This is a genomic window from Mesorhizobium sp. P2_C4, assembly GCF_056404575.1.
The window spans coordinates 977,118-995,784 of the sequence record NZ_JBFUDT010000002.1 but is presented as its reverse complement, the minus strand read 5'-3'; the positions used below and the strand labels follow the sequence as shown (position 1 = coordinate 995,784).

The following is an 18,667-nucleotide window of genomic DNA, read 5'->3' as shown; positions in this document are numbered from 1 at the left end:
TTTCCGTCCGGAATTGCGTCAAAACAAAGAGATAGCCGGACCTCCGCTCAGGACGACCGCATCAGTTTGTCGTATCGTTTGGTCAGGCGGTCGCGCTTCAAGCGCGACAGCCTGTGCATCCAGAAGATACCGTCGAGTTGATCGATCTCATGTTGGTGGCAGACCGCCAGCAGACCATCGGCATCCTCGAACCGCTCGTCCCCGTCCAGATCCTGATAGCGAACACGTATTCTTGCGTGCCGCTCGACGTCTTCCGTGACGCCGGGCATCGAAACGCTGCCTTCCGCATGGCGGATCATTTCGGGCGAGGCCTGGATGACAGATGGATTGACATAGATTCCCGGCTTTGCGGCAGAAGGCAGCTGGATCACGACCAAGCGTTTCAAAATGCCAATATGCGGGCCAGTGATGCCGATTCCGGGTGCCGCGCGCATAGTGTCGATGAGATCGCCCGCCAGGCTCGACAAGTCGTTGTCGAACAGCTGGATTGGCTCCGCGACAGCGCGTAGGAGCGGATTGGGAAATCTTACGATCGATCGAACCGCCATAGGCGTCTAGCCGAACGGTTTCTGCAGCACGTCGAATTGCGGGTTGGTCTCCGAAAATATCGGCAGCGCGGCAGCGCCCAGAACCGAGGTGTCCTTGCCGGCGGCTCCAACCAGCACCCTTGGTACAGTGCGGGTGCTGGTCGAGCTGACCGAGAGATACAAGGGATCGAGCCGGCTCGCCAGAAGCTCGATCACCGCCAGCGGCATGAAGCCGCCGAGGACGACGGTTTCAGGATCGAGCGCCAGTTCGAGCACATTGATCGCCTGGCGCAGCGGCGCAGTGGCTTGTTCGATCCATGCTTCCATGCGGCTGTCGCCACTTGCCAGCAAAGCCTCGAGCAGTTCCGGCGAGGCGTGATCGGGATCGGGGATCTCCAAACATTCATAGGCGGCGCGCAAGGAGACATAGCGTTCAAGACAGCCGCGCTTGCCGCAGCCGCATTCGAGGCCGCCAGGATTGACGATCATATGGCCGATCTCGCCGGCGTTGTGGCGGGTGCCCTTGTAGAGATGGCTGTCAAGAAACAGGCCGGCACCGAGCCCGGTGCCGATGAACAAATAGACGAAGCTGCTGAGGTTGCGGGCAACGCCGTAAAGCCGCTCGCCGATGGCAGCGGCGGTGGCGTCGTTCTCGACCGTCACCGGAATGCCGGTCAGCCGCTCAAGCTCTTCGGCGACGGGGAAATCCTGCCAGCCGGGCAGTGCCGTCGGCCCGACCGAGGTCATGCCCTCGACATCGAACGGGCCGGGCATCGCCATGCCGATGCCAAGCAGGCGGCTGCGGTCGAAACGAAACGTCCGCATCAAATCATCGGCGATCGCCGCCAGCAATGGCATCGCCTGCGCCGGCGTCGGCCGGTCGACCGGCCGCTCGAAACGGGCCCGAACCGTACCGGAGAGATCGGTGATGACACCCACCGCCAGCTGATGGTCGAGTTGCAGGCCGATCGAATAGCCACCGTCGGGATTGATCGAATAGGGGACCGCCGGCTGGCCGCGCGCACCCTTCTGCGTCGCTTCGGGGCGCAGCAGCTCTTCATTTTCGAGCTCCTCGACGATGTTGGAAATGGTCTGGGAACTCAGCGCCGTAAGTCGCGCGATGGCCGCACGCGACAATGCGCCGTTGGTTCTGATCGCTTCGATCACCACACGGCGGTTGTGCGACTTGGCCTGTTCGAGATTGGTGCCGGCGATGGCTTTCTTGACTATCATGATGACCAGCTAGACGAGTCTTTCGGAATTATGATCCTGAAAATAAATCAATCATCTTGATTTAATTAATGTCAAGCGTTTGATTTCGGCTGGGCGGCCCGCCGGGGCCCGCAAATGGCGAATCCGCCGTCTTACGTGCGATAGCGGATCGAGGACGGTAGCGGGAGCGCGATACCGCCTCTCCCCACACCCACCGGACTGTCAATGCCGGCTTCGTTGCTGCCGTTGAGCAGCGCTGCCATGTTGCTCGGCGGACTGCCTTTTGATGGCGCAACGCGCGTTTCTCTGCACAGACGGTAGCGTCAAACCTTGCCCCCAAAATTGCGACGACTCGTGACCAAAAAAGTGCTGGCTGCCCAATCCTTATGCATTCGAGGCAATGAGGCGGCTCGGACCGCCTGCGTGTTAAGTTCTTGGTAACTCTCACAAGTCGAACCCAAGTCGACGACCAAATAAGAGGTTTGGCTTCTCGTCCCTACCGTAGATGCTAGGGCCGGCATCGAGCGAGACGAGGAGACCAGAATGGCCACCGTCCTGAACGCCAAAGGCGTTCCACTCCCCTATAGCGGGTCCTCAACAAAGTGGTACTCGGCGACGAATTCCGGCCCGTCACTCTATGGCAGCATATACAACGACACCATCTACGGCGACGCCAGCGTCAGCGTCACGATGTATGGCGGCAAGGGCGACGACATTTACTATCTGTATTCCACGAAGAACAAGCCGGTTGAGCTGGCCAATGAGGGTGTCGACACCATCTCGACCTGGATGAGCTACAGGCTGCCGGCGAATTTCGAGAACCTGACCGTCACCGGCGACAAACACTATGCTTTTGGAAACGCGCTAGACAACATCATTGCCGGCGGCGCCGGCCAGCAGACGCTCGACGGCTTGCAGGGCGATGACGTTCTGAAAGGTGGATCCGGGGCGGATATCTTCGTCGTTACCCGGGGCAACGGCAGCGACCTGATCCTGGACTTTGGCGCCGACGACACCGTGCGCGTCGGCAGCTACGGCTTCACCTCCTTCGAGCAGGTGCAGGCCAATATGGTCCAGTCGGGCGCGAATGTGCGGCTCAATCTTTCCAGCACCGAGTTTCTGGTCTTCGCCAACAAGACGGTCGGCCAGTTCACTGAAGGCCAGTTCGATCTGGCGCTGGACAGGTCGCATCTGCAACTCACCTTCTCCGACGAGTTCAACGCGCTGAGCCTGAGGAATGGCTCGAGCGGCACCTGGGATACGAACTTCTGGTGGGGCGGCGCGAACGGCAGTTCGCTCACCGACAATGGCGAGCTTCAATGGTATGTCGATGCCAATTACGCGCCGACCAGTTCCGTCCACCCGTTTAGCGTTGCGAACGGCGTTCTCACGATAACCGCCGCCCCGGCTGCGGACGCGATCCAACCCTTGATCAACGACTACAAGTATACTTCAGGCTTGCTGACGACCCACGACACCTTCGCGCAGACCTATGGCTATTTCGAAATCCGTGCCGACATGCCGGAAAAACAAGGCGTGTGGCCGGCCTTCTGGCTGCTGCCGGCGGACGGTTCCTGGCCGCCGGAACTGGATGCAATCGAGATGACCGGCCAGGACCCGAACAAGCTCCTCCTGACTGGCCACACGAACGAGACGGGAACGCACACAACCGTGGGCGCGACGCCCTTTGTCTCGGATACCGCAGGCTTCCACACATACGGGGTGCTGTGGACGCAAGACGAACTGGTCTGGTATTTCGACGACGTCGAAGTCGCCCGCGCCGCAACGCCTGCCGACATGCACGAGCCGATGTATATGCTGGTCGACCTGGCGGTTGGCGGCATCGCGGGAGCGCCAGCCGACGGGCTCGCGACGCCCGCGGAAATGCACATCGACTATGTTCATGCTTATGCGCTGGGCGATTGGTTTATCTAAGCGCAACACCTGACGGTGAGGTCGGCACGGACGCGTTCGTCATCAAGCCTCGGCAATTTCCGTTGTTGCACTGCCGCCTGAGACTGAACTGGAACTGATGTGAAGGCGACGACGCAACTCCATCCATCCGAGCCGCCGCGAACAACCCTGGCGGCGGTTTTGGCTTCGTTTCGACGCGCGTTCGCCGGAATCGCTCTGATGAGCGGCGTCGTCAACATCCTGGCGCTGACCGGCTCGTTCTTCATGCTGCAGGTCTATGATCGCGTCATACCCGGCCGCAGCGTGCCGACGCTTGTCGGCCTTGCGGTGTTTGCCGCCACGCTTTTCATCTTCCAGGGCGTTCTCGAGCTCATCCGGTCACGGCTGCTGGTGCGCATCGGCATGGCGCTCGACGCGCAGCTGAGCGGGCAAGTCTATGCCGCGCTGATGCGCCTGCCATTGCGCACCAAGCTCGCTGGCGATGGCCTGCAGTCGTTGCGGGATCTCGACCAGGTGCGCTCGTTTCTGTCGAGCGCTGGTCCGACCGCGCTTTTCGATCTGCCGTGGATGCCGCTGTATCTGGGTATTTGCTTCCTGTTCCATTTCTGGATTGGCATGGCGGCGCTCGCCGGCGCCGTCATTCTCTTTGGCCTGACATTGCTTGCCGAAATGCGCACACGAGAGCCGGCAAAAAGAGCAAACAGCCAGGCCGCGGCGCGCAACACGCTTGCCGAGGCTACCCGGCGCAACGTCGAGGTTCTGCAGGCCATGGGCTTTGGCTCGCGCATCGCCGAGCGCTGGTCGGGTATCAACGCCGACTATCTCGACACGAATGCGAAAGCGAGCGATCTGGCGGGTACGCTCGGAACGATCTCGAAGATCCTGCGGATGATGCTGCAGTCGGGTGTGCTGGCGATCGGCGCCTATCTCGTCATTCATCAGGAGGCGACGGGCGGTATCATGATCGCCAGTTCGATCATGATGGGCCGGGCGCTCGCTCCTATCGAACTGGCCATCGCCCACTGGAAGGGTTTTGTCACTGCCCGCCAGGCTTGGACTCGGCTGACGCAGCTTTTGGCGCTGCTTCCCGAAACTGCAACAAGTGTCTCGCTGCCGGCGCCGATATCGGCGCTTTCGGTCGAAGGCATCAGCGTCACGCCGCCGGGCGAGCGCCGCATGGTTGTCCAGGATGCCGGCTTCGCGCTGGAGAAGGGTGCTGGCCTCGGCATCATCGGGCCGAGCGCTTCGGGAAAATCCTCGCTTGTCCGCGCGATCGCCGGTATCTGGCTGCCGGTGCGCGGAACCGTCAGGCTGGACGGCGCGACGCTCGACCAGTGGTCGCCCGAAGAGCTTGGCAAGCATGTCGGCTACCTGCCGCAGGACGTCCAGCTGTTCGACGGCACCATTGCCGAAAACATATCGCGCTTCGAACCCCAGGCGCCCTCGGACAGGATATTGGCGGCGGCGCGCGCCGCGGGTGTGCACGATCTTGTCGTCCATCTGGCGGAAGGTTACGAGACGCGGATCGGCGAGGCCGGGTCGGCACTCTCGGCCGGACAGAGGCAAAGGGTGGCGCTGGCCAGGGCTCTCTATGGCGATCCGTTCCTGGTCATTCTGGATGAGCCCAACTCCAATCTCGATTCCGAAGGCGAAGCCGCGCTGACGGCGGCAATCCAGGGCGTGCGTGAAAGAGGTGGCATCGCCGTCGTTGTGGCGCATCGACCAAGCGCGCTGGCAAGCCTGGATCAGGTGCTCGTCATGGCCGGCGGCCGCGTCCAGGCCTTTGGTCCCAAGAATGAGGTGTTGAACAAGGTTGCCCGCCCGGCAGGCGTCCCGCTGAAGGTCGTCTCCGCCCCCGAAGAGGCTACATCCTGATGGCGGAACGCGCTGCATCCGCGATTGACCGGACCATTCGGCGCTATCTCATGGCCGGTGTCGCCGCCTGCGTCCTGCTTGTTGGCGGCGCGGGAAGCCTTGCGGCGGTCACAGAGCTTTCCGGAGCCGTCATCGCCTCGGGACGATTGGTCGTCGATTCAAGCGTGAAGAAGGTGCAGCATCCAACGGGCGGCGTGGTCGGTCAAATCTTGGTCCGGGAAGGCGATGCCGTGCAGGCGGGGCAAGTCCTGATCCGTCTCGATGAAACGATCACCCGCGCCAATCTGGCCATTGTCACCAAGAGCCTCGATGAATTCGATGCCCGCCTGGCGCGCCTTGAAGCCGAGCGCGACGGCGCCGACGTCATCGCCTTTCCAGCGTCACTCATGTCGCGGCAAGCGGAACCCGAGACCAGCCGCGCGATGGCCGGCGAGCGATCCCTGTTCGAGTTTCGCAGGCAGGCGCGCGCTGGCCAGAAGGCTCAGCTGGCGGAGCGTATCGCTCAGCTTGTCGAGGAGGTCTCCGGACTGACCGAGCAAAGAGACGCCAAAAGCCAGGAAATCAAGCTGATCGAAATCGAGCTCGAGGGCATGCGCAAACTTTGGCAAAGCAAGCTGGTCTCGATCGAACGTATAACCGCTCTCGAACGCGATGCCGTGCGGCTGGAAGGCGAGCACGGGCAGCTGACCGCGTCGATCGCGCAGTCGAAGGGCCACACGTCAGAAATCCGCCTGCAGATCATCCAGGTCGACCAGGATCTGCGCAGCGAGGTCGCGACCGAGCTGCGCGATGTCCAGGCAAAGATCTCCGAGCTGGTCGAACGCAAGGTGTCGGCCGAGGACCAGCTCAAGCGAATCGACATACGCAGCCCGCAAACCGGGGTGGTTCTTCAGCTTGCCGTGCACACGGTCGGCGGTGTTGTCTCTCCGGGAGAGCTGATCATGCTCATTGTGCCGGTGGCAGACGAACTGACCGTCGAGGCACGCGTGGCTCCCCAGGACATCGATCAACTGAGGCTAGGGCAGGGCGCAACTTTGCGGCTGTCGGCTTTCAACCAGCGAACGACGCCGGAACTCAACGGAACCGTCAGCAAGATTTCCGCCGATCTCAGCATCGATGAGCGAAGTGGTGTCAGCTTCTATACCGTGCACGTCGTTTTACCGCGCGAGGAACTCGCCAGGCTCAAAGGATTGTCCCTGACGCCTGGAATGCCGGTCGAGGTGTTCTTTTCGACCAGCAGTCGCACAATGCTTTCCTATCTCGTGAAACCCCTGGCGGATCAGATCCAGAGGGCGTTCCGGGAGGAGTAAACGTGTGCTGCTTCCGAATGCCTAGCGCGAGGGGTACAGAGGTCAGCCGATACCCTCCGTGAACCGCTTGAGCATAGTGGGACTGTGATGCGCTAGGTATGTGCGTTACCGAGCACCGCCCGGAGCCCTGAGTCGTTCTGGCGGAGACGTTCCTCGATCCAATGCGCCGTGCGGTCGTAGGCGTCCGAAAACAACTCGGAATGCCGACTCCAATCCATGAAGGTGCTCGAAACCTGCGGACAAACCAAGACATCTTCGTCGCCGACGGCAATGTCCTGCGGCCCGTGTGCCAGTATGCTCGCGGCAATAACCTGAAGCATGCTCGGAACCTGCGGCAGGCGGGCACGGCCGAAAGGGTTCAGCAGGGCGACCGCCAGTTCCAATCTTCCGGGGATGCGGTCATAGTCGATGTGGTATTTTTGCGGTCCACTGGACCCAAAGCTCACGATGACATTGGGGCCGGTCTTGAGTTCCCTCATCTGTTCCAGCGGCAAATTGTTCATGATGGCGCCGTCCACCAGCATATCGCCGTCTGCGGTAAAGAACGGCGGCAGAACACCCGGGAGCGAGCCGGATGCCCGAACGGCGTGCCAGAGTTTTCCACGACGGTGGACATGGGGCTGACGGCTGCTCAGATTGCTCGAAAGCGCAAAGAACGGAAGCCAAAGATCTTCGATCAGAACGTCGCCGTATTCCTCCCGAAGGGCTCGATCGAAGGCTTTGTGGTCTAGAAGCGCGAAACGCGGCAAGGTGGGGCGCCGAAACGCCCGACTCTTGACAAATACGTTGTGCGTGCCGCGGTCGATCTGCTCCGCGTCCAACCCTCTGGCGAAGCCGGCCATCATCGCCGCTCCGGAACTCGTCCCGCCGAGATAGTCGAAGCGCCCGCCCGCCTCGACGAAGGCCTTGTAGACGCCCAGATGGGCGCTGCCCAGGGACCCACCCCCCGCCGCCACGAAGCCACGTGCCTTGCAGGAAATAAATCGGACCAGGCGCTGGATATCAGACGCGTCCTCCAGCGCAACATGATGATGCTGGCCGACATGGGGGCGCTCATCGAGCCACGCAGAGGTGCCGGAGACCGCAGCCGAGCGATTGTCGTGAATTAGGACTAGCCGACCGGTCGATGGTGGATGGACCGATAGCGCCAATTCCTCGGACGTGTTCAAGCGAGGCGAGGAGGACGCGTTCGCTAGCAGCAGGACGGTATCGGCCTGGCGAATGCAGACTCGTGTCCATTCATTAGGTTCTTCATCGGCGACGTAGACAACGAATTCAGCTTGCGCCTCCAGTTCGTTCAACCAGTTAAGGACCGGCTGGTCGTCGATCGGACGACCTGCGAACTTCGCCTGGACGTCAAGCCGGGAAACGAACTGAGCGCGCGCGACCGCGCCGAACTCTTGCTGTAGGTGCCCGATGAAAACCGGTGAGATACGGCTTCCGCCGGCTGCAATGATGGCAAGCGTTCGAATCTTGGCAGGCTGGAGACGTGACAAAATCGGAGATTGCGTGGCGAACCGGCGCGCCAGAGATATTGTGACCGCCTCTCTCAGGTTCGGCAGAGCCTCGGCCGCCTTCTCGAAATGATTACGACTGATTTCAAGGACGATCGAATCGCGCGCTGCAAGGACAGTGGCCGTACGGGGCAGCCCTGCAAAGAAACCAATTTCGCCGACTAGTTCGCCCTGTGCGATCTCGGCGACCGAGCCAATCCGATCTCCTTTGTGTACCGTAAAGCGACCGGACAGCACGACGAAGAACCTGTCCGATGGATCGCCTTCGCGAACCAGGACCTCACCGCGCCTCAGGACCCGACGGTCGGATTCGGCAGCCAAAGCCTCGAGCGCCAGCAACGACGCACGATCGAACATCAAGGTCGCCGACAATAATCTCGCGGCGAGAGAATCGGCGGAGGACATTTTGAGCCATCCGAGGAACGCATTCGCTCCGGTAGTTGTATCCTGTACCGCTCGTGTTTGCAGCATCGCAAGGCGCGATCCGAGCCGAACCGCAACGTTGCCGGCTGGAGCCCGTCTATGGATCAAAATTCCGATGTGCCGACCTTATGCGAAGCATTGGTTCACTGTGGCGTCTGCGAGGCGCTCGATCCGGCAACTGGTGGGATTCGCCAGGCCATCTCGAAGGCGCGCCGTCGCTGCAAGCGTGCCGACCTCATCCCTGCCAATGAGCCGAGTGTAACCCGCCACGTCAGCGGCAAAGATGGCCGCGAGGCGGCGTTGGACGCGTCCTTCAGGCATGTAGTGCATTGCCTTCAAGAGCAACAGGACAAGGATTGTACGGGCGACCGCCGGCCGAGTCCACGAGCGGGAGCGTCGAGTATGGGTCGTCATGAGCCGGAATTCAAACTAAGACACTACCGGCGCGAGGGAGGCTTTGGTCGCGATGTACCGACCGTGAACCAAGACCGCGCTCTGTTTGCTTGCTATGGTGAAGCGAATTCAGCTCCAGACAGAGCTACCACCCGAAGTGAGGGGTCATACCGAGCATGACCGAGGGACCTATGCAGCGTCGTTTGGCTGCCATCCTCGCTGCCGATGTGGTTGGCTACTCCAGGCTCATGGGTCTCGACGAGGGCGGAACACTTTCGGCTTTCAAGGCGCATCGGCGCGAACTGGTCGATGGCAAGATAGCAGAGCATCAGGGCAGGATCGTCAAGCTCACGGGCGACGGCATTCTGGTCGAGTTCCCGAGCGTGGTGGAAGCGGTTGCGTGCGCTGCTGATATCCAGCGGCAAATGCGCGAGCGCAATGTGGACGTGCCAGAGGACCGGCGCATCGAGTTCCGCATTGGGGTCAATCTCGGCGACATAATCGTTGAAGATGACGACATTTTCGGCGATGGCGTCAACGTGGCCTCGCGGCTAGAGGGGCTCGCCAAGCCGGGTGGCGTGTGCGTCTCGGACATTGTGCATCAGGCAGTCGAGGACCGGATCCAGGTCCCCTTCCGTGACATGGGCAACCAGCGGGTAAAGAACATCTCCCGACCCATCCGTGTCTGGCAGTGGACACCCGACGCGGCGCTGCAGACGAATCGACCTGTCGAGGCGGCGCTGCATCAGAGGGTGCAGTTCGCGACGGCGTCGGACGGTGTGCAACTGGCTTGGGCAAGCATTGGCCAGGGAGCGCCGGTGCTGAAGGGTCCGAACTGGCTGAACCATCTTGAGTATGAATGGCACAGTCCAATTTGGCGTCCGATGCTCGCGAAGCTCGCCAAGTTTTGCCATCTCGTGCGGTTCGATCAACGCGGAAACGGCCTCTCGGACTGGGAGGTTGAGACTATATCGGAAGATGCAATGGCCGGTGACATGTCCACAGTCGCGACCGCTGCACAGGTGGATCGGTTCGCGCTTCTCGGCATCTCGCAAGCCTGCGCCTTTTCCGTGCGCTATGCTGTGGAGCATCCGACGCAAGTGACATGTCTCGTCCTGCTGGGTGGTTTTGTCCGAGGTCGGCTAAAGCGACCGGGTCTCGACCAAAGGAAGCTATATGAAGCCGGGGCGATGATGATCCGCGACGGCTGGGGCTCGCCGAATCCTGTTTTCAGGCATTTCTTCACTTCGACGTTCATCCCCGACGCCCCACATGAGATTATGGCGGGCTTTGACGAACTACAGCGCATTGCCACGAGTCCCGAGGCGGCGATGCGACTTTGGCAAATGAACAGCACAGTTGAGGTGACAGAGCTGGCAAAGAGGGTCCGTGTGCCAACGCTCGTGCTGCATTGCGTGGGCGATCGCGTCGTGCCGATCGAGGAGGGCCGCCTGATGGCAAAACTCATTCCGGGGGCGATGTTCGTCGAACTGCCGGGAAATAACCACGTGCTCATTGAAGGCACGTCAGCCTACGACCAGTTTTTCGAGGAAACGGCTGTCTTCCTGGCGATGCACAATCCGGTCGCGTAGCTTACGACCGGTGATCCACTTTGGAACTGCCAGTGCACGGCAAGCTTTGACCCGTTGGAGACCTTCATTCGCGACCATGCAATGGCAGCAATGCGCCGCATTTCGGCCTAACAGGCAAAGTTCGTCGTTGCCCTGAAGCGGACACCATTAGGCTGAGGGTCGTGGTTGCGACTCTCCCCGATCAGGGGGAAGTCACGAGACTCGACCATGAGTGGGAACGGCTCAGCCCATACCAAGACGCAAGAATTTAAGTTACCTTTCTGGGACTGAGCTGTCGCGACTTATGGTCGGGTCGCATCATGTGGAGACCTTTCTCCAATCTCAAAGCCGGTTCCATGCGTCGATCGCTATTTCAGAAGTATTTTCTAGTCTTGTTCGCGGCGGCCATTTTTCCAATGGCTGCCAGTGGCATCAGCAACACGTGGTTCAGCTATGTCGACCAGCGTGCGATCCTCAGTGCCTTGCTGCGGTCCGAGGCAACATCGGCGGCCGACAAGATTGAGAGCTTTCTTGACAGCATCAAGGTTCCGCTCGGCTCCACGATGTCGGCCATGTCCAGCGTGAACCAGCTTCGGCTCCTTGCCGTACGAGCGATGCACCAGGTCCCGGCAATTCTCAGCATCAGTTTTGTCGACGGTACTGGCGCGGAGCGGCTGCACATCTCTCGCACTGGCTCAAACAGGACGGAAGGCGGGGCGGATCGCTCAGGCGATCCCGCTGTCGTGGGAGCCAGGACGGCGAAGGTCTGGTACGGCCCAGTCACTTATCGCCAGGGTTCCCTACCATTCGTAACCATGGCGATTGCCAATTACGACGGTACAGTCGTCGTCAACTCGGTCATCGCCGAAATCAGTCTGAAGCCTATTTGGCTCATCGTTTCCGAAATCCGCGTGGGCCGCAGCGGCCGGGGATTTGTCGTCGACCAGACCGGCCGCCTCATCGCTCACCCAGCGGTCAGCAAAGTGATGCAGGGAGCCGACGAGAAAGCAGTGTTGGCCCTGCGCGGATTGCGGGATGCGATCGCCGCCGCGGGCGGCAATGCGATTGCAAGCCGCAATCCCGATAATGAACGCGTTGTGACCGCTGTCGCGCCGGTTACCGCAGCCGGCTGGACGGTATTTGTCGAGCAGTCGCAGGCAGAGGCTTTTGCACCCCTATACGCTTCATTGTGGCGGACCGGCGGGTTGTTGTTCCTCGCCACGGCCCTTGCGGCGGTACTCGCATATTGGCTTGCCAGACGGATGAGCGGCCCTATCCTCCTGTTGGAGGAAGGCGCTCTCAAGATCGGTGCTGGACAGTTCGATCACCGGATCAACATCTCCACTGGAGACGAACTTGAGCGGTTGGCTGCTCGGTTCAACCAAATGGCGCAGGAACTTGCCACATCGCGCGACCGCGCGGAGCGATTGACGCGGTTGAAGCGCTTCCTTGCACCACAGGTTGCGGAACTCGTAGAAAAGGCCGGTGACGAGCGAATGCTCGCTGGACAGCGCGCAGAAGTAGTCGCTGTTTTTAGCGACTTGCGTGGCTTTACTGCATTTTCAGCGCACGCTGAGCCTGAGGACATCATGCAGGTCCTGCGTGAGTACTATGAGGCGCTCGGCGCGATCATCACCAAGTATGAAGCAACGCTGACCAGTTTTTCGGCGGATGGATTGATGATTCTCATCAACGCCCCGGTTCCATGTGAAGAGCCGGCGCTTCATGCCGTAAAAATGGCTGTCGACATGCAGGATTCCACACAAGAGCTCATATCTGGGTGGCGGCAGCGTGGTTATGAGATTGGCTTCGGCATGGGGCTCGCTATGGGGTGGGCAACGGTGGGTCGAATTGGCTATGAGGCCCGCGCTGACTACACGGCAATTGGCAATGTCGTGAACTTGGCATCGAGGCTGTGTTCGTCCGCTGAAGATCGACAAATCCTTATCGATTATTCCGTGGCGCGCCATTTGCCTGGCAACACGCCGTTCGTAGACCTCGGTACTCGCCAGTTCAAAGGCCTCGAAGGGCACGTTCGCGTCTACAATGTTGAGACGCAAGGGATTGAGCGGCCGAATTTAGATCCTGCTGAGAATGACGCCACGGCAAAGGGCTAGGCTCTTCTGCATCGACGTCGGCTATCGTTCTTCCCTGCACCACAAGCGGACCTACTGCTCCCGGCCCCGATCAAGACGTTCGGTGCATCGCCGCCAAGCGTCCGCTCATGGCGCAAGCCGGGCCTAGCGATGGTATGGTTGTGGTCTTTCTTGACAGGCGAGCGAACCGCAAAACCGCCCCCAGCAAGGCCGGCGCTAAGGCATTGATATTGCTGTTGTCAAAACCTGGGATTTTAGAGCTACTCCCCAGCTTCGGAGAACGACGGGCATTCGGAGAACAATTTGGGCGGGAACGTTGTTTCCGCTCCCCCCAGCTCTCGGCCGCACAGCCCGCAAACTCTGGGCTTGCGGGGAGCCATGAGGCAACCGGAGAATCGTTTGGACTTTGAAGGTGGTAGCGGGAGAGGGACTTGAACCCCCGACCCCAGGATTATGATTCCCGTGCTCTAACCAACTGAGCTACCCCGCCAGGGCGGCGAAAGGCCCGAAATCCGCCTCAAATCGAAAGGCATGTCGAGGCGTTCGCCAAGGTCGCGCGGATATAAGGTTGGGAGGGCAAGCCTGTCAAGCTTCCAGGCGACCGGCATGGCGGCATATTCGCGTGTCGCCGAAAAGCTTTGCCGGGCAGACATTTGAGCTGGGCCACCGGGGTTGAGTTCGGCGGGGCACGTCGCTATGTCTCGGCCTGGAAATTCTAGAGTTTGAAACAAATGAAACCGCGCATCGCAGTCCTCGGTTGCGGATACTGGGGCAGCAACCACATCCGCACCCTCAAGGCGCTTGGCGCGCTGCATGCGGTCTCCGACCTCAACAGCGCCCGTGCGGAAGGTTTTGCCAGCGAGCAGGATTGCCTGGCGATCGAGCCCGAGCAGTTGTTTGTCCGCGACGATATCGACGCCATCATCATGGCGCTGCCGCCGCAGTTCCATGCCGACATGGCGGTGCGCGCCGTCGAGGGCGGCAAGGACGTGCTGGTGGAAAAGCCGATCGCGCTGACGGTGACCGATGCCGAGCGCGCGGTGCAAGCGGCCAAAGACAATGGCCGCGTCTTCATGGTCGGCCATGTGCTGCGCTTTCATCCCGCCTTCGAGACGCTGAAGGCGCTGATCGACAATGGCGAGCTCGGCGAGGTACGATACATCCACTCGCACCGGCTCGGGCTCGGCAAGTTCCACACCGAGAACGATGCACTGTGGGATCTGGCGCCGCACGATCTGTCGATGATCCTGGCCATCACCGGCACGGAGCCGATCGAGGTGCGCGGCGAGGGTGCTGCGCTGCTCGACAATCTCAGCGACTTCGCCCATCTGCACATGCGCTTTCCCAATGGCCTGCGCAGCCACCTCTTCGCCTCGCGGCTCAATCCCTACCGCGAGCGGCGGTTGACCGTGGTCGGCACCAAGGCGATGGCGGTGTTCGACGATGTCGAGCCGTGGGAGCGCAAGCTCGCCGTCTACCGCCACGCCGTATGGCAGGACAGCGGCCAGTGGGCGTTCACCGCCAACGAGCCGTCCTATGTGGCGGTTGGGCAAGGCATGCCGCTGACGCGCGAGCTGGAGCATTTCATCCAGTGCATCGAGACGCGGGCCGAACCGCGCACCAGCGGTGAGGAAGCCATCAGGGTGCTGCGCATCCTGACCGCGGGCACCGTCACCCACACCAAGTCCAATTCCTGAAGAAAATGGTTGCCGTTTACTCGGCGGGGATCTGCGCCGGGCGGGCGGCCAGCCGTGTCAGCATCGCCTCGGCCTCGGCGCCGCGCTCGGAGCGCTCGATGAAGCCGCCGCCAAAGACGCGGGCCTCGTTGCCGTCGTCGGAATAGAGCACGCAGGCCTGGCCGGGCGCGATGCCGGACTCGCCATCGGCCAGCTCGACAAAGGTGCTGCCGGCACGGTGATGCAGTACGGCCGGGCGTGGCGGGCGCGTCGAACGAACCTTGGCGAACAGCTCCAACCCGGCTGCCGGAATGTCCGACAGCGAAATGTCGCCCAGCCAGTTCATGTTGCGCAGATAGATCTTGTGCGTCTCCAGCGCTTCGCGCGGACCAACGATGACGCGGGCGCGGTCGGCGTCGAGATGGACGACATAGAGCGGCTCGCCCGACGCGATGCCGATGCCGCGCCGCTGGCCGATCGTGTAGCGCAAAATGCCCTCATGGCGGCCAAGCACACGGCCGTCGATGTGGACGATGTCGCCCGGATTGGCGGCGGACGGCTTCAGCTTGGCGATGATGTCGGAATATTTGCCCTGCGGCACGAAGCAGATGTCCTGGCTGTCCTGCTTGGCGGCGACGGTGAGCCCCATCTCTTCGGCAATGGCGCGAACCTGTGGCTTCGACAGGCCGCCGAGCGGAAAGCGCAGATAGTCGATCTGCGCCTGGGTGGTGGCAAAGAGGAAATAGCTTTGGTCGCGATCGGCGTCGACCGGCCGATACAGCGCGCGATGGGCGCCGTTGGCGCCGGAGCGGATGTAGTGGCCTGTGGCCAGCGCATCGGCGCCAAGCTCCTTGGCGGTGGCCAGGAGGTCGGCGAACTTGACCGTCTGGTTGCAGGAAACGCAAGGGATCGGCGTTTCGCCGGCGACATAGCTCTCGGCGAAGGGGTCGATGACCGCCTTGCGGAAGCGCTCTTCGTAGTCGAGCACATAGTGCGGGATGCCCAGCGTCTCTGAGACACGGCGGGCATCGTCGATGTCCTGGCCGGCGCAGCACGAACCGGCCCGGTGCGTTGCCGCGCCATGATCATAGAGCTGCAGCGTGACGCCGACGACATCGTAACCTTCGCGCTTGAGCAGGCCGGCGACGACCGATGAATCGACACCGCCCGACATGGCGACGACGATGCGGGTGTTTTGCGGGCTTGCGGGAAGATCGAGGCTGTTCATGGTTCTTTCGTTCTGCACGGCGCTTGCATGCCAATGGCGCGAATATAGGTCAAGCTCTCCGGGCGCGCCAGCTTTGCGGCAGCGCCGATTTTGCGATCAAATTCCGCGCTTGCCGGCGAGTGTTTCAAATGCCGATGAAAAGACTAACGCGGCGTTCATGATCCTTACCTAGTCATTAGGGTCTGCTTAGGCAATTTTTAAAGCTGTGGCGGTAATGTGGTGGGGATTGGGTCTTTGAGTTTTTTGTAGAGAGTACGATGACCGATCTGGTTAGACCGCGAGTCAAATATGTTATCGGGCCTGACGGCAGCCCCCTTACGATTGCCGATCTGCCGCCGACGAACACTCGGCGCTGGGTTATTCGGCGCAAGGCGGAGGTAGTGGCGGCTGTTCGTGGCGGGCTTTTGAGCCTCGATGAGGCATGCCAGCGCTACAAGCTTACCACCGAGGAATTCCTGTCCTGGCAGGCGTCGATCGACGAATATGGCCTTGCCGGGCTGCGCACCACGCGCATCCAGCAATACCGGCATTAAGGCCGGCTTGAAGATAAGAAAAGGGCGCGGCAATCCGCGCCCTTTTTGTTTTGCCACGACGACTGCGTTTGCCTTAGACCGCCAGCACCACCTTGCCGATCGGTCTGGTGGCAAGAAAAGCATGGGCGTCGCCGGCCTCTTCAAGCGGAAAGCTCCTGGCCACGTGAATGGCAAGCTTTTTCGCATCGATCAGTTTGCCGAGCTCCACAAGGCCCTCACGATCGGGCACGACGGACATTCGCTCGACGCGGATATTGCGCGCGCTAGCCTCTGCCCTGGTGGCGTCGCTGACATTGAGCAGCGAGACCAGCACGCCACCGGCCTTGAGCACTTTCAGGGAGCGCTGCGCATGGTCGCCGCCGATTGGCTCCAGGACCAAATCAATGTCGCGGGCGCTATCGGTGAAATCGCCCTCGGTGTAGTCGATCACCTCGTCGGCGCCGAGTGAGCGGACGAAATCGAGCTTTTCCGGGCTGGCGGTGGCGATGACGTAAGCCCCGCGCGCCTTGGCGATCTGTACCGCCAGGTGTCCGACGCCACCGGCGGCGGCATGGATCAGCACGCGCTGGCCCTGCTTCAACCCGCCATGGCGGACAAGGCCTTGCCAGGCTGTCAGCCCGGCCAGTGGCAATGCGGCGGCATGGATGTGGTCGATACCTGCGGGCTTCAGCGCAATTTCATCGGCGGGCGTGACGGCGAGTTCAGCATAGGCCGCTGCCTGTCTGGGAAAATGCGGCATGCCGAACACGGCGTCGCCGACCTTGAGGCCCGTCACGTCGGCGCCGAGCGCCTCGACGGTTCCCGAAATATCCCAGCCGAGGATGAAGGGCGGCTCGCCGAGCAGCGGGTAATAGCCGCCGCGTACGGCACCATCGACCGGATTGATGCCGGCGCCCCTGACGCGGACAAGCACTTCGCCGTGTTTTGGGGTCGGGTTGGGCCGGTCGGCGATGACAAGGACGTCGGGTCCGCCGACGGAATTCTGGATAACGGCACGCATGGGAGTCTCCTGCTCTGTTGATGCCACTATCATTTGGATAGTAATATTCCCTTGTCTAGTATGTACCTTTTCTATATATAGGCACCTCATGGATAGTGACGAGAACTGCCCCTTCGGCTATGACGCCTTCCAGCGGACGTGTCCTTCGCATGCCGTGCTCGAGATGCTGGCCAGCAAATGGGTCTATCTGACGGTTTGCGCGCTACGCCGCGGCCGGATGCGCAATGGCGAGCTGGCGCGCAAGCTCGAAGGCATTACGCCAAAGATGCTGACGCAGACGTTGCGCATCCTCGAACGCGACGGTCTGGTGCGGCGCGAAATCTTTCCGGTGATCCCGCCACGGGTTGAATATGAATTGACCGAACTCGGCCAGAACCTGGCGGGGCTGCTCAATCAGATAAGATCCTGGTCGGAGCAGCATGTGCCCGACATCAAGGAGGCCCGTGCACGGGCGACAGTGGGTCACGAAGAGGATTTGTTGGCCCAAGCCTGAGGCCGCCGGCTTATCCGATCATCCACAAAGTGCCGGATTCATGCCGTCTGGCTTGCGCGTTGCGCTGGTCGGGCGGCGGCGCCTCGCTCCGATTGCCCAGGTGGAGTGGGTCTAAGGCCCTGTTTTCAGCCGATCATGGCGCTGCGGCCGCCCAATTCGGCGTCGCGGATCTTGGTATCGCGCGATTCCAGCATTTCCGCTTTGGAAAGCTCCGCTTCAGCTTCGCCGAGTAATGATTCGGCAGCGCTTCGCTGCTGGGCGAGGTCGCTTTGTGAATTTCTGAGGTTGTCGCGGCGCAAGCGCGCTGCCTTGGCGAAGGTCGGATAGGCAAAATGATTGATGTCGGTGATGCCGGCCTTCTTTTCTTCGGCGGTGATCTGAAGCTCCAGTTCCACAGCCATGCGCTCGAACTCGGCGATCATCATGTCGAGCTGCAGCAGCTGCCGCCGCTTCTCATTCACCTGAAACTGCTTCAGCCGAACGAGGTTTTCACGTGACTTCATGATTCGGTACTCCCGGAAACGCACACCTGCACATATCGTCCAATCCACCCGGCAAGGGCCTGGTGCCACCCGTTTCCACCGGCATTCCCGGAATTATGGGAAACAAACTCCTAAAGTTTTTTGCCGGCGGTAACCATTCGTTTACGGGCATTGTTAATCATACGGCTCAGGACTTAAGGCCGGGTAAAAATTCCGGCTCTCTGTACGGAAGCTGGCCAGCGAGTCCCTGGAGTCACTTAGTCCGGCTTATTAATGTGTTGCATTAGCGGTTTGGTTCTGTGATTCGTTATTAGATTCAACAGGGTGTAGAAAGGGGTTAAAAAATCTGGTACCGTCGTCCATGCGGAATTAGGTTTTGTTAACCATTCGATGGCACCTTCTGTTCAGGCAATCACTGCT

At 60.9% G+C, this 18,667-nt stretch carries 14 protein-coding genes and 1 tRNA gene; 8 read left to right on the top strand and 7 right to left on the bottom strand.

Annotation, left to right across the window (positions count from 1 at the left end; genetic code table 11):
- Positions 1-47: 47 nt before the first annotated feature.
- Both AC1DX6_RS11150 and AC1DX6_RS11145 read right to left on the bottom strand, forming a co-directional pair.
- Entirely contained in the window at positions 48-548 is a 501-nt protein-coding gene (locus tag AC1DX6_RS11150) for a peptide deformylase (RefSeq protein ID WP_477313114.1), read from the bottom strand.
- Between the two features lie 6 nt (positions 549-554).
- Positions 555-1,760 carry an ROK family protein gene (locus AC1DX6_RS11145; protein ID WP_477313112.1) on the bottom strand — a complete coding sequence of 402 codons (1,206 nt, stop codon included), beginning with the start codon at positions 1,758-1,760 and terminating at the stop codon, positions 555-557.
- Between the two features lie 522 nt (positions 1,761-2,282).
- Between AC1DX6_RS11145 and eglC the strand changes: the two genes are divergently transcribed.
- The 3 genes from eglC to AC1DX6_RS11130 all read left to right on the top strand — a co-directional run bounded on the left by eglC (position 2,283) and on the right by AC1DX6_RS11130 (position 6,838).
- Positions 2,283-3,674 carry an endo-1,3-1,4-beta-glycanase EglC gene (gene eglC, locus AC1DX6_RS11140; protein ID WP_477313110.1) on the top strand — a complete coding sequence of 464 codons (1,392 nt, stop codon included), beginning with the start codon at positions 2,283-2,285 and terminating at the stop codon, positions 3,672-3,674.
- Positions 3,675-3,773: 99 nt separating this feature from the next.
- The gene (locus AC1DX6_RS11135; RefSeq protein WP_477313108.1) at positions 3,774-5,528 is read left to right on the top strand and encodes a type I secretion system permease/ATPase; all 1,755 of its coding nucleotides are present in this window, start codon (positions 3,774-3,776) and stop codon (positions 5,526-5,528) included.
- On the top strand, positions 5,528-6,838 hold the full coding sequence (locus AC1DX6_RS11130) for an HlyD family type I secretion periplasmic adaptor subunit (protein WP_477313106.1): 1,311 nt from the start codon (positions 5,528-5,530) through the stop codon (positions 6,836-6,838). Before AC1DX6_RS11135 ends, AC1DX6_RS11130 begins: the two co-directional genes overlap by 1 nt.
- Positions 6,839-6,930: 92 nt before the next feature.
- Here AC1DX6_RS11130 and AC1DX6_RS11125 read toward each other — a convergent pair whose 3' ends face one another.
- Complete coding sequence (locus tag AC1DX6_RS11125) at positions 6,931-8,757, bottom strand: patatin-like phospholipase family protein (RefSeq protein WP_477313104.1); 1,827 nt, start codon at positions 8,755-8,757, stop codon at positions 6,931-6,933.
- Positions 8,758-9,344: 587 nt separating this feature from the next.
- Between AC1DX6_RS11125 and AC1DX6_RS11120 the strand changes: the two genes are divergently transcribed.
- Both AC1DX6_RS11120 and AC1DX6_RS11115 read left to right on the top strand, forming a co-directional pair.
- Positions 9,345-10,760 (top strand): alpha/beta fold hydrolase, encoded by a 1,416-nt coding sequence (locus tag AC1DX6_RS11120; RefSeq protein ID WP_477313102.1) that lies wholly within the window; start codon positions 9,345-9,347, stop codon positions 10,758-10,760.
- 299 nt (positions 10,761-11,059) lie between these two features.
- The gene (locus AC1DX6_RS11115) at positions 11,060-12,856 is read left to right on the top strand and encodes an adenylate/guanylate cyclase domain-containing protein (RefSeq protein WP_477313100.1); all 1,797 of its coding nucleotides are present in this window, start codon (positions 11,060-11,062) and stop codon (positions 12,854-12,856) included.
- 392 nt (positions 12,857-13,248) lie between these two features.
- Here the strand turns inward: AC1DX6_RS11115 and AC1DX6_RS11110 are convergent.
- Positions 13,249-13,325: transfer RNA gene (locus AC1DX6_RS11110), tRNA-Met, on the bottom strand.
- A 241-nt stretch (positions 13,326-13,566) separates the two neighbouring features.
- On the opposite strand from AC1DX6_RS11110, the gene AC1DX6_RS11105 reads away from it, so the two are divergent.
- Complete coding sequence (locus tag AC1DX6_RS11105) at positions 13,567-14,532, top strand: Gfo/Idh/MocA family protein (protein WP_477313098.1); 966 nt, start codon at positions 13,567-13,569, stop codon at positions 14,530-14,532.
- A 16-nt stretch (positions 14,533-14,548) separates the two neighbouring features.
- Here the strand turns inward: AC1DX6_RS11105 and mnmA are convergent, their stop codons facing one another.
- On the bottom strand, positions 14,549-15,739 hold the full coding sequence (gene mnmA, locus AC1DX6_RS11100) for a tRNA 2-thiouridine(34) synthase MnmA (protein ID WP_477313096.1): 1,191 nt from the start codon (positions 15,737-15,739) through the stop codon (positions 14,549-14,551).
- A gap of 257 nt (positions 15,740-15,996) precedes the next feature.
- Here mnmA and sciP point away from each other — a divergent pair, with 257 nt between their 5' ends.
- Positions 15,997-16,272: a CtrA inhibitor SciP gene (gene sciP, locus AC1DX6_RS11095; RefSeq protein ID WP_013529904.1), complete on the top strand. Its 276-nt coding sequence runs from the start codon at positions 15,997-15,999 to the stop codon at positions 16,270-16,272.
- A gap of 73 nt (positions 16,273-16,345) precedes the next feature.
- On the opposite strand, the gene AC1DX6_RS11090 is transcribed toward sciP, so the two are convergent.
- Positions 16,346-17,272 carry an NADP-dependent oxidoreductase gene (locus AC1DX6_RS11090; RefSeq protein ID WP_477313094.1) on the bottom strand — a complete coding sequence of 309 codons (927 nt, stop codon included), beginning with the start codon at positions 17,270-17,272 and terminating at the stop codon, positions 16,346-16,348.
- An 88-nt stretch (positions 17,273-17,360) separates the two neighbouring features.
- Between AC1DX6_RS11090 and AC1DX6_RS11085 the strand changes: the two genes are divergently transcribed.
- Entirely contained in the window at positions 17,361-17,765 is a 405-nt protein-coding gene (locus tag AC1DX6_RS11085; protein WP_477313092.1) for a winged helix-turn-helix transcriptional regulator, read from the top strand.
- Between the two features lie 125 nt (positions 17,766-17,890).
- Here AC1DX6_RS11085 and AC1DX6_RS11080 read toward each other — a convergent pair whose 3' ends face one another.
- On the bottom strand, positions 17,891-18,268 hold the full coding sequence (locus tag AC1DX6_RS11080) for a flagellar export protein FliJ (RefSeq protein WP_023669945.1): 378 nt from the start codon (positions 18,266-18,268) through the stop codon (positions 17,891-17,893).
- Positions 18,269-18,667 lie beyond the last annotated feature (399 nt).

What these genes read in the sequence shown, in the direction of transcription:
- mnmA (WP_477313096.1), bottom strand. Translation starts at nt 15,739, where the DNA reads ATGAACAGCCTCGATCTTCCCGCAAGCCCGCAAAACACCCGCATCGTC.
- sciP (WP_013529904.1), top strand. Translation starts at nt 15,997, where the DNA reads ATGACCGATCTGGTTAGACCGCGAGTCAAATATGTTATCGGGCCTGAC.
- AC1DX6_RS11125 (WP_477313104.1), bottom strand. Translation starts at nt 8,757, where the DNA reads ATGTCCTCCGCCGATTCTCTCGCCGCGAGATTATTGTCGGCGACCTTG.
- AC1DX6_RS11080 (WP_023669945.1), bottom strand. Translation starts at nt 18,268, where the DNA reads ATGAAGTCACGTGAAAACCTCGTTCGGCTGAAGCAGTTTCAGGTGAAT.
- AC1DX6_RS11145 (WP_477313112.1), bottom strand. Translation starts at nt 1,760, where the DNA reads ATGATAGTCAAGAAAGCCATCGCCGGCACCAATCTCGAACAGGCCAAG.
- AC1DX6_RS11090 (WP_477313094.1), bottom strand. Translation starts at nt 17,272, where the DNA reads ATGCGTGCCGTTATCCAGAATTCCGTCGGCGGACCCGACGTCCTTGTC.
- eglC (WP_477313110.1), top strand. Translation starts at nt 2,283, where the DNA reads ATGGCCACCGTCCTGAACGCCAAAGGCGTTCCACTCCCCTATAGCGGG.
- AC1DX6_RS11120 (WP_477313102.1), top strand. Translation starts at nt 9,345, where the DNA reads ATGACCGAGGGACCTATGCAGCGTCGTTTGGCTGCCATCCTCGCTGCC.
- AC1DX6_RS11085 (WP_477313092.1), top strand. Translation starts at nt 17,361, where the DNA reads ATGGATAGTGACGAGAACTGCCCCTTCGGCTATGACGCCTTCCAGCGG.
- AC1DX6_RS11130 (WP_477313106.1), top strand. Translation starts at nt 5,528, where the DNA reads ATGGCGGAACGCGCTGCATCCGCGATTGACCGGACCATTCGGCGCTAT.
- AC1DX6_RS11150 (WP_477313114.1), bottom strand. Translation starts at nt 548, where the DNA reads ATGGCGGTTCGATCGATCGTAAGATTTCCCAATCCGCTCCTACGCGCT.
- AC1DX6_RS11115 (WP_477313100.1), top strand. Translation starts at nt 11,060, where the DNA reads ATGTGGAGACCTTTCTCCAATCTCAAAGCCGGTTCCATGCGTCGATCG.
- AC1DX6_RS11105 (WP_477313098.1), top strand. Translation starts at nt 13,567, where the DNA reads ATGAAACCGCGCATCGCAGTCCTCGGTTGCGGATACTGGGGCAGCAAC.